16 protein-coding genes and 1 pseudogene are annotated in these 13,715 nt (G+C 42.7%); 11 read left to right on the plus strand and 6 right to left on the minus strand.

Annotated elements, in window-relative coordinates:
• Positions 1–829 (plus strand): annotated as a pseudogene (locus tag Q0C29_RS04430) (APC family permease); the annotation flags it as partial.
• A 41-nt stretch (positions 830–870) separates the two neighbouring features.
• On the opposite strand, the gene Q0C29_RS04435 reads toward Q0C29_RS04430, so the two are convergent.
• Positions 871–2,127 carry a Glu/Leu/Phe/Val dehydrogenase gene (locus Q0C29_RS04435; RefSeq protein WP_291999636.1) on the minus strand — a complete coding sequence of 419 codons (1,257 nt, stop codon included), beginning with the start codon at positions 2,125–2,127 and terminating at the stop codon, positions 871–873.
• Positions 2,128–2,427: 300 nt separating this feature from the next.
• Between Q0C29_RS04435 and Q0C29_RS04440 the strand changes: the two genes are divergently transcribed.
• The 4 genes from Q0C29_RS04440 (at position 2,428) to Q0C29_RS04455 (ending at position 3,531) form a co-directional block, all read left to right on the plus strand.
• Entirely contained in the window at positions 2,428–2,778 is a 351-nt protein-coding gene (locus Q0C29_RS04440; RefSeq protein WP_291999455.1) for a DNA-binding protein, read from the plus strand.
• A gap of 5 nt (positions 2,779–2,783) precedes the next feature.
• Positions 2,784–2,942 (plus strand): 50S ribosomal protein L39e, encoded by a 159-nt coding sequence (locus tag Q0C29_RS04445; protein WP_012185271.1) that lies wholly within the window; start codon positions 2,784–2,786, stop codon positions 2,940–2,942.
• A gap of 4 nt (positions 2,943–2,946) precedes the next feature.
• Entirely contained in the window at positions 2,947–3,207 is a 261-nt protein-coding gene (locus Q0C29_RS04450) for a 50S ribosomal protein L31e (RefSeq protein ID WP_291999456.1), read from the plus strand.
• 123 nt (positions 3,208–3,330) lie between these two features.
• Positions 3,331–3,531, plus strand: coding sequence for a 30S ribosomal protein S27e (locus Q0C29_RS04455; RefSeq protein WP_291765201.1), 201 nt, complete (start codon positions 3,331–3,333; stop codon positions 3,529–3,531).
• Positions 3,532–3,678: 147 nt separating this feature from the next.
• Here Q0C29_RS04455 and Q0C29_RS04460 read toward each other — a convergent pair whose 3' ends face one another.
• The 4 genes from Q0C29_RS04460 to Q0C29_RS04475 all read right to left on the minus strand — a co-directional run bounded on the left by Q0C29_RS04460 (position 3,679) and on the right by Q0C29_RS04475 (position 8,618).
• A complete protein-coding gene (locus Q0C29_RS04460; protein ID WP_291999637.1) occupies positions 3,679–4,335 on the minus strand; it encodes a translation initiation factor IF-6 in 657 nt (218 codons plus the stop codon).
• Between the two features lie 66 nt (positions 4,336–4,401).
• The gene (locus tag Q0C29_RS04465; protein ID WP_291999457.1) at positions 4,402–5,103 is read right to left on the minus strand and encodes a ribosome assembly factor SBDS; all 702 of its coding nucleotides are present in this window, start codon (positions 5,101–5,103) and stop codon (positions 4,402–4,404) included.
• A gap of 31 nt (positions 5,104–5,134) precedes the next feature.
• Positions 5,135–6,376: an enolase C-terminal domain-like protein gene (locus Q0C29_RS04470; RefSeq protein ID WP_291999458.1), complete on the minus strand. Its 1,242-nt coding sequence runs from the start codon at positions 6,374–6,376 to the stop codon at positions 5,135–5,137.
• Positions 6,377–6,431: 55 nt separating this feature from the next.
• Positions 6,432–8,618 carry a sodium-translocating pyrophosphatase gene (locus Q0C29_RS04475; RefSeq protein ID WP_291999459.1) on the minus strand — a complete coding sequence of 729 codons (2,187 nt, stop codon included), beginning with the start codon at positions 8,616–8,618 and terminating at the stop codon, positions 6,432–6,434.
• Positions 8,619–8,773: 155 nt separating this feature from the next.
• Here Q0C29_RS04475 and Q0C29_RS04480 point away from each other — a divergent pair, with 155 nt between their 5' ends.
• Genes Q0C29_RS04480 through Q0C29_RS04490 form a run of 3 tightly spaced genes read left to right on the plus strand, consistent with a single transcriptional unit; the run spans position 8,774 to position 11,860 of the window.
• Positions 8,774–9,145, plus strand: coding sequence for a hypothetical protein (locus tag Q0C29_RS04480; RefSeq protein ID WP_291999460.1), 372 nt, complete (start codon positions 8,774–8,776; stop codon positions 9,143–9,145).
• A 49-nt stretch (positions 9,146–9,194) separates the two neighbouring features.
• Entirely contained in the window at positions 9,195–10,349 is a 1,155-nt protein-coding gene (locus Q0C29_RS04485; RefSeq protein WP_291999461.1) for an alanine--glyoxylate aminotransferase family protein, read from the plus strand.
• A complete protein-coding gene (locus tag Q0C29_RS04490; RefSeq protein WP_291999462.1) occupies positions 10,346–11,860 on the plus strand; it encodes an APC family permease in 1,515 nt (504 codons plus the stop codon). Before Q0C29_RS04485 ends, Q0C29_RS04490 begins: the two co-directional genes overlap by 4 nt.
• A gap of 320 nt (positions 11,861–12,180) precedes the next feature.
• Here the strand turns inward: Q0C29_RS04490 and Q0C29_RS04495 are convergent, their stop codons facing one another.
• Positions 12,181–12,471: a hypothetical protein gene (locus tag Q0C29_RS04495; protein WP_291999463.1), complete on the minus strand. Its 291-nt coding sequence runs from the start codon at positions 12,469–12,471 to the stop codon at positions 12,181–12,183.
• 139 nt (positions 12,472–12,610) lie between these two features.
• Between Q0C29_RS04495 and Q0C29_RS04500 the strand changes: the two genes are divergently transcribed.
• The 3 genes from Q0C29_RS04500 (at position 12,611) to Q0C29_RS04510 (ending at position 13,714) form a co-directional block, all read left to right on the plus strand.
• Complete coding sequence (locus Q0C29_RS04500; protein WP_291999464.1) at positions 12,611–13,114, plus strand: hypothetical protein; 504 nt, start codon at positions 12,611–12,613, stop codon at positions 13,112–13,114.
• A gap of 22 nt (positions 13,115–13,136) precedes the next feature.
• The gene (locus Q0C29_RS04505) at positions 13,137–13,331 is read left to right on the plus strand and encodes a hypothetical protein (RefSeq protein ID WP_291999465.1); all 195 of its coding nucleotides are present in this window, start codon (positions 13,137–13,139) and stop codon (positions 13,329–13,331) included.
• 149 nt (positions 13,332–13,480) lie between these two features.
• On the plus strand, positions 13,481–13,714 hold the full coding sequence (locus tag Q0C29_RS04510) for a hypothetical protein (protein WP_291999466.1): 234 nt from the start codon (positions 13,481–13,483) through the stop codon (positions 13,712–13,714).
• Position 13,715: the final 1 nt, after the last annotated feature.

The following is a 13,715-nucleotide window of genomic DNA, read 5'->3' on the forward strand; positions in this document are numbered from 1 at the left end:
ACTCGGCCCAACAATAATGATGCTACCCTTCTTCGCAATATACATATACCCATGGCTTCAGGCAGCGCCCGCAATAGCATCAGAGATAAAGACTAAGCGCGCCATTAACTGGAATTTACCAACGTCCGCAGTCTTATCAATGATCATGGTGACCCTCGGCTTCGCAGCAATGTACTACTCAATGGGGTTTAAATTCTCCACAATGGCTATGACTAACGGTTACATTAACTTCTGGTCTGCTGCCATGGTAGCTTCAGGTAACGCTGCATTAGCATGGATAATAGGAGTGGGGTCAGTACTATGGTATCTAGCGGTGTTGGCTTATGGGGCAATAGTGATAGTGCGCTACTTGTTTGCATTATCATTTGATAGGCTACTGCCGGAATTCTTCTCATACGTAAGTCCACGTCTCAGGAGCCCAGTTTACGCGCATTTATTTGACTTAGCCATAACGGCTATATTAATAGCCGCAGCTGAGGCATTGTATAATACTTTTTCAAGCCTATACGGTGCAGTAGTTGAGGCTCTAATATACTTTGCCCTGGTTGGTGCAGCAGCGGCAATAGCAGCCATCCTTAACAGGATTAAACTGAGTAAGGGTGTTAGGGTAACCTTGGCTGTGGCAAGCATACTGATGGTTGGGGTCATGGGTTACATATCTTACCAATTCCTAGAATACCCATCAATATGGGGTGGTAACTGGCTGGCTTACGGCGTTGAAATAGCTGCCGTATTAGTGGGTGTTGCTATTTACTTCGTAGCTAAGCACATTAACTCAAGAAAGGGGTTAGACATTTCGTTAATATTCATGGAGATACCGCCTGAGTAATGAGGAATTATTTTATTCTTAAATTCAAATCAAAAGCTCTTTTAAATCCATCCCCTAAGCTTCATTGCCTTCTCTATCCTACTTATTGCAGTGACTATTGCAGCATCCCTCATGGTTATTCCCTCTCTCTTTATCTTACCGTATTCATCAAAGACTCTCTTGAAGTTATTAGTAAGAATACCTTCAAGTTTACTCCTCGTCTCCTCCTCGCTCCAGGTAACCCATTGAAGGTTCTCAACCCACTCAAGGTAACTCATTATTACACCACCTGCATTAGCTAGAATATCAGGTACTATCACTACCCCCCTCTTCGTTAAGTATTCTTCAGCCTCAGGGGTTGTTGGACCATTAGCGCCCTCCACTATTAACTTAGCCTTAACCCTAGATACGTTGTCAGCCCTAATCGTATCCTCTATTGCACATGGCATCAGTACGTCCGCATTCACGTATAATGCATCCTCTGGTGATAGTTTTTGACCATTGGGGTAATTAACTACTTTACCAGTCTTACTTACGATTTCCATGGCTTTTTCAACATCTATACCATTAGGATCATAGACAGTCCCCGATATGTCTGCTATTGCAATAACCTTAGCCCCCATTTTGCTCACCCAGTAGGCTACCCACTTGCCGACATTGCCAAAGCCGTGAACAGCCACCTTAACTCCATTTAAATCTCCGTTAAACAGATTCTTCCACGCTTCCCTAGCCATAATGGCTACACCAAAGCCAGTGGCGTATTCCCTAACAGGATTACCCCATAATTCAGCTGGTTTAGCCGTGAAGACTCCAGGTACATTCTTTCCAACTATCTTACTGTACTCATCAACCATCCAAGCCATTATCTGCGGGTTTGTGCCAACGTCCGGTGCAGGGATGTCAATGTCAGGACCTATGAAGCTGTATAATGCTCTAACATACCCCCTGGACAGCTCCTCCAGTTCATTAGTTTTAAGTGCCTTTGGATCAACCCTAACGGCGCCCTTACTACCACCGTATGGTATCCCGGCTAAACTATTCTTAAGGGTCATTAAGGTTGCTAATGCCATGTCATCCTCTAAGGTAACCTCTGGGTGGAACCTAATGCCTCCCTTAAATGGACCAAGGGCATTATTGTGTTGAACCCTATAACCTTCAAAGATTTCAACTGATCCATTAACCTTAACTGGTATTGATACTGCAATAACCCTCATTGGCCTGGATAAGTAATCGTAAATAATCTTGTCGAAACCCCCTATCTCAATTGCTCTCTTAAGGATCCTTAATGTATCCTGCAAGAATATTGACTGCATCGGCATTCCAAATATGGAACTCACATAGTTCACCAGAGGGTATTATTGATATGGCTTTATAAAGTTTTCTAATTACTTTATTTAACACACTATATTGATATATAATATATATTTTGTGTTTAAGTATGTAAACATACACATCCTTAGAGTGAATTACTATAGCCATAATTATTATTTATGCTTTTTAGTTAGTAAAATTGGGAAGTACTTTACTATTGAAAAATCCTTAGATTCAGAACACTGGTCATGGAACCTTAACTTAATGGTGCAGTAGGTTTTTAAAGCCAATGCGCAACTTAGTGATGTATGAGTTACTACGACGATGAGGAAAATATTCAGGGTGAGGATGAGCTTGAGGAGGCTAGAAGGAGGAAGCTTGAGGAGCTTCAGCGTAAGGCAGAGGAAGAGGAAAGGAAGAGAGCTGAGGAGGCTCAGAAGAGGGCTATTATAAGGGTTATTTTAACTCCTGAGGCTAGGAGTAGGCTTGATAACCTTAGGCTTGTTAAACCTGAGCTCGTTGAGTCCATTGAGAATCAGTTAATTGCCCTAGCCCAGTCAGGTAGGATTAAGGTTCCTATAACTGACGAAGAACTTAAAAAGATACTGGAAACGGTCTACAGCCAAACCAGGAGGGAGTACAGGATAAGGTTTAGGTGAATGATATGGCAACCCATAAGCCACTTGGCTTCAAGCTCAGGCTGGCGTCCGCAGGGAAGTCAAATAGGAATCCGCCAGCCTGGGTTATGGTTAAAACAGACAGAAAGGTTACGTACAACACTAAGCGTAGGAATTGGAGGAGGGTTAAGCTTAAGTTAGGGTGATTGAATGTCAACTAACGAGGTTATACTCACAATAAACCTAAAGGATGTGAAGGATGCATCAAGAAGAATAAGGGCACCCTACGCGGCTAGGTTCATTAAGAGAGTGGTGGCTAGGCATGTTAAGGTTGATGAGGATAAGGTTAAGTTAAATGAAAGCCTAAACAACATACTTTGGAGTAGGGGTATTCAAAAGCCTCCATTGAAAATTAAGGTTAAGGTAACTAAGCGTGAGGATGGTTCAGTAGTGGTTGAGTATCAAGGTTAATCTCCATTTAAATAATGTTGATTTTAAGCTAATAATGATGCAAATTAATCATGAACCACCATTAGTGTGGCCACGTAGAGCTGTTAAGTAATCTTTATAAACCCATGGGGCTACATGGATGATATGCCCAACTTCAGGAGTGTGCTAATACCAGCACCTAGGTCAAGGTTCATTAGAGTTAGGTGCAACCAATGCGGTAATGAGCAGATAATATTCGATCACGCCACAGTGGAGGTTAGGTGCCTAGTCTGCGGTAACCTACTTGCTAGGCCAACGGGGGGAAGGGCTGAAATACTTGGTACTGTTGTTAGGGTACTTGATTAAATGGGTTTTACACACTCATTATAACTACTTTAATTCCGCGCGTATAGTTAAGGTTTAAATCGAGGCGTTAGGTAGTGTTGATTGATGATGAGATGACGGTAGTCAGAGGAAGTGAAGATTAATGGGCGTCCTGAATAAATGTAGTAATCAACCCAAAACCTCCGTTATCCTCATCATTTCAAAACCTGTGGTTGAGTCACCAACTACCGCACCCTTATTATTGGCAATCATGCCGCTCCTAATTAGGCTAATACCCCTATTTATTGTACCTACGCCTACCCTTAAACCGAAGAAGTCCCTTAGGAAGCCAACATCCTCTTCATCAACCTCAGGGGAGATTAACACGCCTCTATCATTCACCACCGCTAGGGAGCCGATTATGTATAATCCCCTAATATCCCTAATCTCAAGTTCAACACCTAAGTTATCTCTGATCAAGTTCACGTACTCCCGTTCAATTATTGGCGACACTAGCCCCCTCTTGTTATTAATCAGGATTAAGTTAGCTATAGCGGTATACTTAGATGGTAAAACAGCAATGTTTAAGTCCCCTAATGACCTCTTCAACTGGTCAAGCTCCTCATCCCTAATTATTGAGGGTACTAATACGCCATTATTGTTCATGACCGTGAAGACCCCTAGGAGTGGGGATCTGCCTATTGTCAACTTAATTACCTTAACCTTGAGGGTATCCTCAACATGCTTATCAATCTTCTCAGGGGAATCCATGGGTATTAATGCGTACTCGTCGTTAGTTGCCATGTAGACGCCTATACTAGCTGTACCATAAATCCTAATGGGCATTATGTCAAACTTACTGACTGACACTGAGACCGTTTAATTAAGCCGTTTTATAAACCATATTCAAAGTTAAGTTGATACACCCAGTAGTTTAACTTCACTTTCCCCATGGGTTATCTCATTAACCTTTCCGATAACCGTATCCTGTAGTCCCGCCGGTACCTCCAATTGGAGAATTAAGTTGCCTGAATCATCATACTGCTCCTTAAGTATCCTCCCCATTCTGGCTAAGGCTGACTTAACCCTCTGCCCATGCTCAGGACCAACGGTTACCTCCATGGTGGCTACAGCGACCTTTATGGGTATGACTCTTTGAAGGGCCTTCAACACATCATTAATCTGCTCATCAACACCCTTAAATGGATCAATGGTTACATCTACATTATTTAAGGCTAACTCAACCCTCTGGGGTGGTAAGGGGGCCTTAGTCCTAGCGTCAATGCAATTCCTACTAATCCAGTCTATTATCTGCTTCTTCTTATCCTCAATAAGCCTCCTCCTCTGTTCTGAAGTTAACGGTATTTCAGCATTCCTTAGTATTATCTCAGCAGCCTTCCTATGATCAGTTGTACCAAAGACTCTCTTAAGGGCTATTTCAGATGCCCTTAATCCCCTCTTTGAATCTCTAAATACGGTGTCAGTTATGAGGACTTTATCTAAACTAATTGGTTTACCTAGCTTAAATTCAAGGGCGTGGTCAGGGTCAACGATTATCTCGAAATGCTCACCCTTAGCATCATACTTAACTGTAACCACTCTCCTACTTGACATGAGAACTAACTCACACAGTTAGTTAAAAACATTACTTAATTTTAGCCATCCTGGCTACGCCGCCTAAATGATCCCATATTCTAAGCAGTTCATTAGCCTTGGCGACACGTTCACTACCCATTATACCAGTCTTGATTATAGGGGCCTTAAAGCCAACTGCTATGTGCGCTAGTAATCCGCTTTCAGTGTCACCAGACCTATGTGAAACCACTATCCTGTATCCATTATTTAATGCGAGCCTAACGGTCTCATGAGCCCTTGTCACTGTACCTATCTGGTCAACTTTAATTAAAACGGCATTAGCAGCCTTCTCACGAATACCTATTGCTAATCTATCTGGGTTTGTTGTGAATAAATCATCACCAACAATTAACCTATCCTTAAATAAGGCCGTTAATTCAGCGAAGGATTGGAAATCCTCCTCATGGAATGGATCCTCAACGTACATTAGGTTGTACTTCTCAATTATGCCCCTTATTCTCTCAAAATGCTCCTTTGGCGTTAGTTCCCTCCCCTCATTAGTGTATACGTAGGCTTTACCATTCCACATGCTTGATGATGCGGCATCAATACCTAAACCAATCTCAACACCTAATCTCCTTGAAACCTCCTTAACCGCTGAACTAAGCACCTCAAGGGCCTTATCAGTGGATATTTTAGCCGTCCACGCACCCTCATCATTCCTACCACCAGCAAATGTTGGGTCCTCTTTAGCAAGTATCTTCCCAACCTCCCTATGAACCTCCATGTTAGTGTACACGGCAGTGTATATGTCCGGCGCACCATAGGGTAGGATTAAAAACTCTTGATAATCAGGCCCAAGACCCCTACTGTGTTTACCACCACCGATAGTGTTGCCTAATGGGTATGGTATTACGTTAGCCAGTGAACCACCAATAACTTGATATGGCCATAACCCCTTTGAATCAGCCACCGCCACTACATTAGCCATTGAGGTTGCTACAGCAACAGCCCCCCCTATTTTAGAGAAGTCCCAGGTTCCATCAACCTCCTCAAGTTTCTTATCAACCGCAACCTGGTTAACCGCATCCATACCTATTAGGCTTGGTTCAACCCACCTCTTGAATACGTCTATCGCTGCATCAACGCCATCATCCGGGAAGTACTTAACCTCATGCTTACCCCTTGATGCGCCTGCTGGTGCAATAGCCCTACCCCACCCATCCTCAAGATGCACCTCAACCTCAACCGTTAAATCACCCCTACCTGTGAAAACCTTTCTAATACCCAGTTTACTTATCCTAGTCCCCATGGGTTCACCACCTGGTTCAGGATTAAAATGTATTTCTAACAAATATTAACGGTCATTAAGCTAGGTGGATAAGCAGTAGTATTAGGTAGCCTAGGTGGGCTACTGGGTTTACGGCGCTCACTATTGCCACCGCCGGTGCAAACACTATTGATACTGTGTTAACTACTTTTATTAATGGGTTTAGGGATGGGCCTGCAGTATCCTTAAATGGGTCACCCACTACGTCACCAATGACAGCGTTCTTATGGGCTACACTACCCTTACCTCCAAGTTCAGGGTCAAGCATTGCTTCAATAAGTTTCTTAGCGTTATCCCATGCGCCACCAGCATTAGCCATTAGTAAAGCCCTAGGGAACCCAACTATTATGGTACCTAGTATTAAGCCGGCTAAGGCAACCCAACCTAGGGTTAAGCCAACCACTATGGGCATTGCTACAGCCAGTAATGCTGGAGCCATGAATTCCCTTAAGGCATGCCTAGTAGCAATGTCTATTGCCTTATCGTAGTCAGGCTTATCTAAACCCTCAAGAATCCTCTTCGTCCTGAATTGCCTCCTAATCTCCTCAACAAGCTCCGAGGCAGCTTTACCCACGGCTATGAGCAATCTTGATGAGAATACGTAAACCAAGACAGCGCCCATTAATATACCCACTAGTAGCAGTGGGTTAATCACGTTTAGGTAGTTTAATGCAGCTGTTAAAACACCATTATCACTTGGGGTACTGTAGCTAATTGCCTCGTAAATGAAGCCTATGAATAAGACCAGTGAGGCCAAGCCAGCGCTGGCTATTGCATAACCCTTTGTTGTAGCCTTATAAGTGTTCCCTATTGCATCAAGGGCATCAGTCACCATCCTCGTTTCACCGCCAAGTCCAGCCATTTCCACTAACCCGTTAGCATTATCACTAACTGGCCCATACGAATCCAGCGAAATAACTATGCCAGCTAAGCTCAGTAATCCAACAGACGCTAAGGCAGTACCCATTATGCCCCCCTCAATAGGCATTGAGGCTGGTATGTAGATGTAGCCGAGGTAAAACGATACCCCAAGTGCCACTGCAACTATCAGTATAACTGGTGTGGCGCTCAGTAGGCCATATGAGTAACCTGCAACTATTACGTTTGATGCTGATAATGATGCTTGCCTAGCAATATCCTTAACGGGCTCGTAAGTGTAGTGGGTGAAGTACTGGGTTATGTATAGTACCGCTACTGCAGTTATGAAGCCCATTATTACGCTAACTGAAAGGGCCATGGCCTCCGGTGGCTTAACTATTAACATTGAATACGCTATAATGAGTATTGAACTAATGAGTACAGTCACTATTAGGGAGTTACCCAGCTTCCTCATTGATGCTAAGGCAATGTCCCTCCCATTAACCCTACCCCTCACTGCCTGTATGCCTATTAGCGTTGAGAGGAGTACGAGTGATGTTATTGACAACATCAGTGACGCGAACACCTTAGGTATATTAAACACTGAAATAAGTATAAGTGACCCAGTGAGCACAACTATGAAACTCTCGTAAACGTCACTAGCCATGCCTGCGACGTCACCCACATTATCACCAACGTTATCAGCTATGACTCCTGGGTTCCTTGGGTCGTCTTCAGGTATGTTTGACTCAACCTTACCAACCATGTCTGCACCCCAGTCAGCAGCCTTAGTGTAAATACCCCCTGCAACCCTAATGAAGAGTGACATTAGGCTTGCACCAAGGGCTACAGGAGCTATTGCAATGGCCCAATCCCTAGTTAAGGTGGAGTAGGCTATGTAAAGTGATGAAACCGTTAATACTGCTATGCTAGCTAGTATAATACCCATGACGCTCCCAGCCCTGAAGGAAACCTTAAGGGCCTCGTTAATACCCCTTTTAGCCGCGGCGGCAGTTCTTGAGGCGCTCCTAGTCGTAACGTACATTCCAATATAACCCGCTAATCCACTACCCAAGGCTCCGAGGGCGAATGACATCATTGAAAAAGCGGTTAATGATAATGAGTGAAAGAGTAGGTAATATGTTGCACCTATCGTCAGCATTAGGATAAGCCCTGTTGGGAAAATGACCTTGTACTCTCTCTTAAGGAATGCCCCTGCACCCTTGGCTATTAGGTCACTTATCTCCTTCAGTTTCTCATCTCCAGGATCCCTTGAGAGAACCCAGTAAGTGTTATATAATGCATAGGCTAATCCAATTAATGGTATTACTAAGGGTAGGTTTAGGGGATTTAATGAAACTACCATGACTATGGATTAGTAAATAGGTCTTATAAGGATTATTTATAACAATATACTGAGTGCACTATATTCATAATTATAAAAGTGATATCATATTTCCCAATAACACTCATTAGACCACTGCTTAAAGCTTTTAAACAAATCAATTAGATATCTAACTAATGTTACTGGAGGAGAGGCAGAAGAAGTCAGGTAAGGAGACGGGCAGAATACTTCTAATAGACTGGTTCACACCCGCAATATTAACTGAAGAGGAAACCTCACTAGTAAAGTTCACTGAGGTTCCCATTAAATCCTTCATCAATGAGTTCAATGATTACGTCGCTCAAGGCCTTAAAATATTCAACATGCTTAATAATAAGGAATCAGAAATAGCATTAAGAGTAGCGGGAGCTAAGGTGCCAAGTGATAGAGTTGAGATGTCGGTAGAGGACATAAGGTATATAGTGCCTGGTTCATTAATCTTCTACATCTATGTTGATGCTAAGGCCATGGAGCCATTAAGGATTTATAAAATTGAATTAAAGGGCTGAGTGTTTAACGTTAAACAACACTTAACTTAGCTCTGCTGCACCCATTTTAATGCTAGTAACAGACACCCTAATAGTAACACCTGGACCAACTGAAATACCCCACAGAATACTCCTAGCTATAGCTAAACGCACCACTAATCCTGACCTTGATCCAGGATTCTTCAAGCTTTATGATGAGGCTAGGTTAATGCTAGCTAACATGCTTGGTACTGAGAAGAGGAACATTGTCATATGGGTTGGTGAAGCCATGAGCGGCCTAGAGGCTGCGGTGGCTAATTTAATAAGGGGTAATGATAAGGTAGCTGTCTTAAGTAACGGTTTCTTCGGCGACGCATTCTCAGACCTGGTCTCATCATACGGTGGCATTCCATTACTCCACAGAGTTAACTACAGTACTGTTCTTGACCCAGATAAGGTTGCTTCATTCCTTAGAAATGAGGCTAAGGAGGCTAAGGTAGTTACAATGGTTCACTGTGAAACCCCAAGTGGTACATTGAATAATTTAAAGGAATTAGCCAAGGTGATTAAATCTGAGGGTAAACTTCTAATTGTTGATGCAGTGTCGTCAATGGGTGGCGTTAACATAGACGTTAAGTGGGGTATTGACATACTCATTGGGGGTAGTCAAAAGGTACTTAACCTACCCTCAGGCTTAACAATACTGGCAATTAGTGATGATGCTTGGGGTGAAATAGAGAAAGTCAACTACAAGGGTTTCTACCTAAACATTAGGTATTGGAAAGATGCAGTGGAGAGAATGGAATTCCCCTATACCCACAGTGAACCGTTAGTAAATGGTCTAGTAGAGTCATTGAAAATGATTAATGAGGAGGGGTTAAGCAACGTATATAGTAGGCATAGGTCAATAGCGCACGGTGTAGTTAAGGCTATTGAATCCATGGGCCTTAAGCTAGTGCCAGACTCAGAGGATTACTCAAGTCCAACGGTGACGGCGTTCTATGCACCTAACGGCTTAAGTGACGTTAAGGTTAGGGAAGCTGCATTAAAGTATGGTGCATTCATTGCTGGTTCCTGGGGGCCATTAAGGGGGAAGGTGCTTAGAATTGGGCACATGGGCTACACAGCCTCCTTAAGCATAATGACCAGTACCTTAACGGCGCTTGCCAAGGCCCTTAATGATTCAGGGTACAGGGTTAAAATTGGGGATGTTATTGAAGCCTTCCTAAGCGGTGTCGGTGCATGAGCCTCTTCACAAGGGAAAGCACAGGCTTGGTAAGGGAGGTTGGGCCGCTTAAGGCATTATTAGTAAGCATGGGTTATAATGGCTTCCTAATAGTACCATTCGTGTACTTAACTGGAATATACCTATACGGTGGGGGTAATGCAGCCTATGTAGCATTAATTGCCTCATGGCTAATGTTCATACCTGGGGTAATTATGTGGTACTTAATAACCCGCCAATACCCAAGGACTGGCGGCGACTACGTTTACTTCTCCAGGCTTAACCCACCAGTGGGTTTCGCAGCTTGGTTTAATTTCGCTATTGGCGAGATGCTTTACGATGCAGTATTAGTGTACTTCTCAATAAGCCAATTAGGCATGGTCCTTCAAGCATTAGGTAATCCACTTGCAAGCATCATAGTGAGTCCAAGGTATGAATTTGCCATAGCCGTGGCATTAGTGGTAGTGTTGATAATGGTGAATGTTGCGTCAGCCAGGGCTGGCTTAACAATATTCATGGTTATATCGGCCGTAGCCCTATTAACCTTCATAGCCTCAGCAGTGTACATTGCCTTACTTCCAGAAAGCCTAATTAAAGGTTCCCTAGGGTCAGCTTACGTTGAGGCTTTAGTAAACGCCAATAAGGCTTCACCAGTGGGTGGGGTGTATGGTGTACTTGGTATGGCTTCGTTCACAACGGCTGTTTGGGCATACGTTAACTTCCCAGCCACAATAGGTGGTGAGATTAGGAGGGATAGGGTGACGGCATTACTTGGTGTTGTTGGAATGTTCGTAATGGGTGGCTTATTCTTCACGTTATTCGTTGTCTCGTTTCTAAGGAGCCTTGGGGTCAACTTCTACATTGGTGCAAGCTACATGAATGCATACGGGATAGATGATGGCTTCATTCTTGTTAACCCAGGCGCCGACTTAGCATTAATACACACGCCCATAGCAGTGGCATTAGCATACTCATCAGTACTCTGGTATATTGCCCCAGTCACAGGGGTCATTATTCAGGTATCAAGGTACCTGTTAGCCTTCTCAATGGATAGGGTTTTACCAGGAGTATTCTCCTACGTTAACCCAAGGACCCACTCACCTATTGTAGCCCACTTATTTGACTTGGCAGTAACGGTAGCCTTAATGTATATTCTAATCCTAACACCCTTCAGTTCAGCGCTCCTTTACGCCTTAGATCTTGACGCCTTAATTCTACTGGTCTTCACATTCATAGTCTCAGTGCTCCTGGCCTTAATCATATACATTAAGGGTGCCACTAAACTTAAGGTAAGTAAAGCTCTCATAATTCCCCTAACGGCAATCTACCTAGCTTTCCTACTAATATTCGCATACTACTGGTTAACGCAACCCCAGTACTACCTTTACGTGACAGGAAATCCAATGCAACTGCTGGCTGAGTCATCAGTAATATTCGTGATTGGTTTGGTAATATTCACTATAGCTAAGTACATTAGGGATAAGGAGGGAATACCACTAAGCCTAGTTTACGAGGAAATCCCACCAGAGTAAGAGTTCAGCCTTCATTGTGGTTGTTAGTTACTTGACTTCTTTACTTCTTCTTTCCTCCTCGTGTAGTCTATGGGGTTAATTCTCTTTGGGGGTATGGGGGTTTTCATTGGGTGCTTCCCTTTACCTCACAACTGCTCACAGTAGCACTCTCTAATCAAGCATTAACCACAAGGTACATAAGCCTTACACATACAGCATCAACCCACTTAACAACACTAAGAGAAATTAAAAACGACGAATAATAATGCAAAAGCGCTACAGACCTACCTTAAATGTAGAATCCTTAAACCTTTAATACATTAAATATAGGAAATTAACCATCACTCATTAACCCCACTCAATGACATTATTAATGAAACAGATTCTAGGAACCTCCTACCTCTATCACTCAGTTTATTAAATCTACAAACCCTCTTAACATCCCTACTGCAGTAATCATCATACCTTTCAATAAGGCCAAGATCATAAGCAGCTTGAATAATCCACTCACCATACCCCCACTCATGGATTAAATCCAGGACCTCCCTAGTATACGGTGACCTACCCTTAACCCGCTCAAAATCATCAATAGCCATTAGTAGCCTGATGATTGCTAAGGGGCCCACAGGCATTAGAGGTCTGCGTGTCTGAAAATTAGACACGCAATTTAAAAACCTTTCGCATTGGAAGCAAGCATCAATAACCATTGCATCTTAATGCATATTTCCTAGGCTATGTAGTTCACTGGGTTCCTTTATGGGGGCTAATTTAATGAGGTTATTATTAAACCTTGCTAAGGTGTTTAGTCCTTATTTACAATATTTATGTGAATTTTCAATATTTAATGAGGATAGGTTTAAAGTTCCGGCGTGGAACCTTTTTGACCCAAGGCCTAAAAGCTCCAGGAATGAACTATATGATAGGAGGCAGGAACTTGATTTTTTAGATAAAATGATGAATAGACCGCTTACATTAGTTCTTGGTATTAGGCGCATTGGTAAAACTTCCTTAATAAAGGCTTTTCTTGAGCCGTATAATGGTTTTTATGTTGATCTTCGTGGGGTTAACACTCAATTAGACTTATATGAGAGGTTAGCTCAAGGTCTTTCTGAGGGTTTAAGTAAACTTAAGGGTTACTTAATGAGTATAAGAGGTGTAAGTATCATGGGTTTTAGTGTTAGTCTTAAGTGGCGTGGGCAGAATTCCATTAACCTACTAGGCCTACTGGAGGAGCTTGGCGGTTTATTATCGTGCTTGATGAGGTTCAGGAGGTAGGAGGTCAGCTAGGAGAGGTAAATTGGTTTTAAGGGCTATAGCTAATGGTGCTAAATCATGGAGTGGTGTTAGGCGTTTCGTAGAGGAGGAGACTGGTGAAACTATACCTAAGTCATCATTAACGCGGGTAGTTAATAGACTGGAGGAATTAAGTATTATTAAGGATTATCAATTCCTTGATCCAATACACCGTGAGGCAGCTAAGGTACTACGTTAATTCACTATAATTAATGAAGGGTGAAGTAGGTTAAGTAGGCAAATATTCATTAATGTAAGCTAAGCGCATTAATTTAATATCCCCCATCATTTACAGTGGGAGAAACGATTTGTTTAAACAGTTATAAAGGGGTTTTAGAGAAACTAGGTATGGGTGTGGCTGGGCCTGAGGAGAGGGTACTGCTTGCATTATTCATGCAGTCCGCGGTTAGTGAAAATAAGGCCATAAGCGTGAGTATGTTAGCTAAGATAATTAATAGTGAGGTAAGTCTAGTGAATAGCATCTTGAAATCACTGATTGATCAGGGTTATGTGTCTCTGAAGGATAATAATGTTTTCTTAACCAGTAAGGGATTAATGAGGGTTTTAAGCAGGTTCTCATGAA

This window comes from Caldivirga sp. (assembly GCF_023256255.1).
Classification (GTDB): Archaea; Thermoproteota; Thermoprotei; order Thermoproteales; family Thermocladiaceae; genus Caldivirga.

Bases quoted from the DNA above. Each gene is read 5' to 3' on its own strand.
- Q0C29_RS04455 (WP_291765201.1), top strand. From the start codon at position 3,331: ATGCCCAACTTCAGGAGTGTGCTAATACCAGCACCTAGGTCAAGGTTC.
- Q0C29_RS04485 (WP_291999461.1), top strand. From the start codon at position 9,195: ATGCTAGTAACAGACACCCTAATAGTAACACCTGGACCAACTGAAATA.
- Q0C29_RS04445 (WP_012185271.1), top strand. From the start codon at position 2,784: ATGGCAACCCATAAGCCACTTGGCTTCAAGCTCAGGCTGGCGTCCGCA.
- Q0C29_RS04470 (WP_291999458.1), bottom strand. From the start codon at position 6,376: ATGGGGACTAGGATAAGTAAACTGGGTATTAGAAAGGTTTTCACAGGT.
- Q0C29_RS04475 (WP_291999459.1), bottom strand. From the start codon at position 8,618: ATGGTAGTTTCATTAAATCCCCTAAACCTACCCTTAGTAATACCATTA.
- Q0C29_RS04490 (WP_291999462.1), top strand. From the start codon at position 10,346: ATGAGCCTCTTCACAAGGGAAAGCACAGGCTTGGTAAGGGAGGTTGGG.
- Q0C29_RS04435 (WP_291999636.1), bottom strand. From the start codon at position 2,127: ATGCCGATGCAGTCAATATTCTTGCAGGATACATTAAGGATCCTTAAG.
- Q0C29_RS04510 (WP_291999466.1), top strand. From the start codon at position 13,481: ATGGGTGTGGCTGGGCCTGAGGAGAGGGTACTGCTTGCATTATTCATG.
- Q0C29_RS04450 (WP_291999456.1), top strand. From the start codon at position 2,947: ATGTCAACTAACGAGGTTATACTCACAATAAACCTAAAGGATGTGAAG.
- Q0C29_RS04460 (WP_291999637.1), bottom strand. From the start codon at position 4,335: ATGCCCATTAGGATTTATGGTACAGCTAGTATAGGCGTCTACATGGCA.
- Q0C29_RS04480 (WP_291999460.1), top strand. From the start codon at position 8,774: ATGTTACTGGAGGAGAGGCAGAAGAAGTCAGGTAAGGAGACGGGCAGA.
- Q0C29_RS04440 (WP_291999455.1), top strand. From the start codon at position 2,428: ATGAGTTACTACGACGATGAGGAAAATATTCAGGGTGAGGATGAGCTT.
- Q0C29_RS04465 (WP_291999457.1), bottom strand. From the start codon at position 5,103: ATGTCAAGTAGGAGAGTGGTTACAGTTAAGTATGATGCTAAGGGTGAG.
- Q0C29_RS04495 (WP_291999463.1), bottom strand. From the start codon at position 12,471: ATGCCTGTGGGCCCCTTAGCAATCATCAGGCTACTAATGGCTATTGAT.
- Q0C29_RS04500 (WP_291999464.1), top strand. From the start codon at position 12,611: ATGAGGTTATTATTAAACCTTGCTAAGGTGTTTAGTCCTTATTTACAA.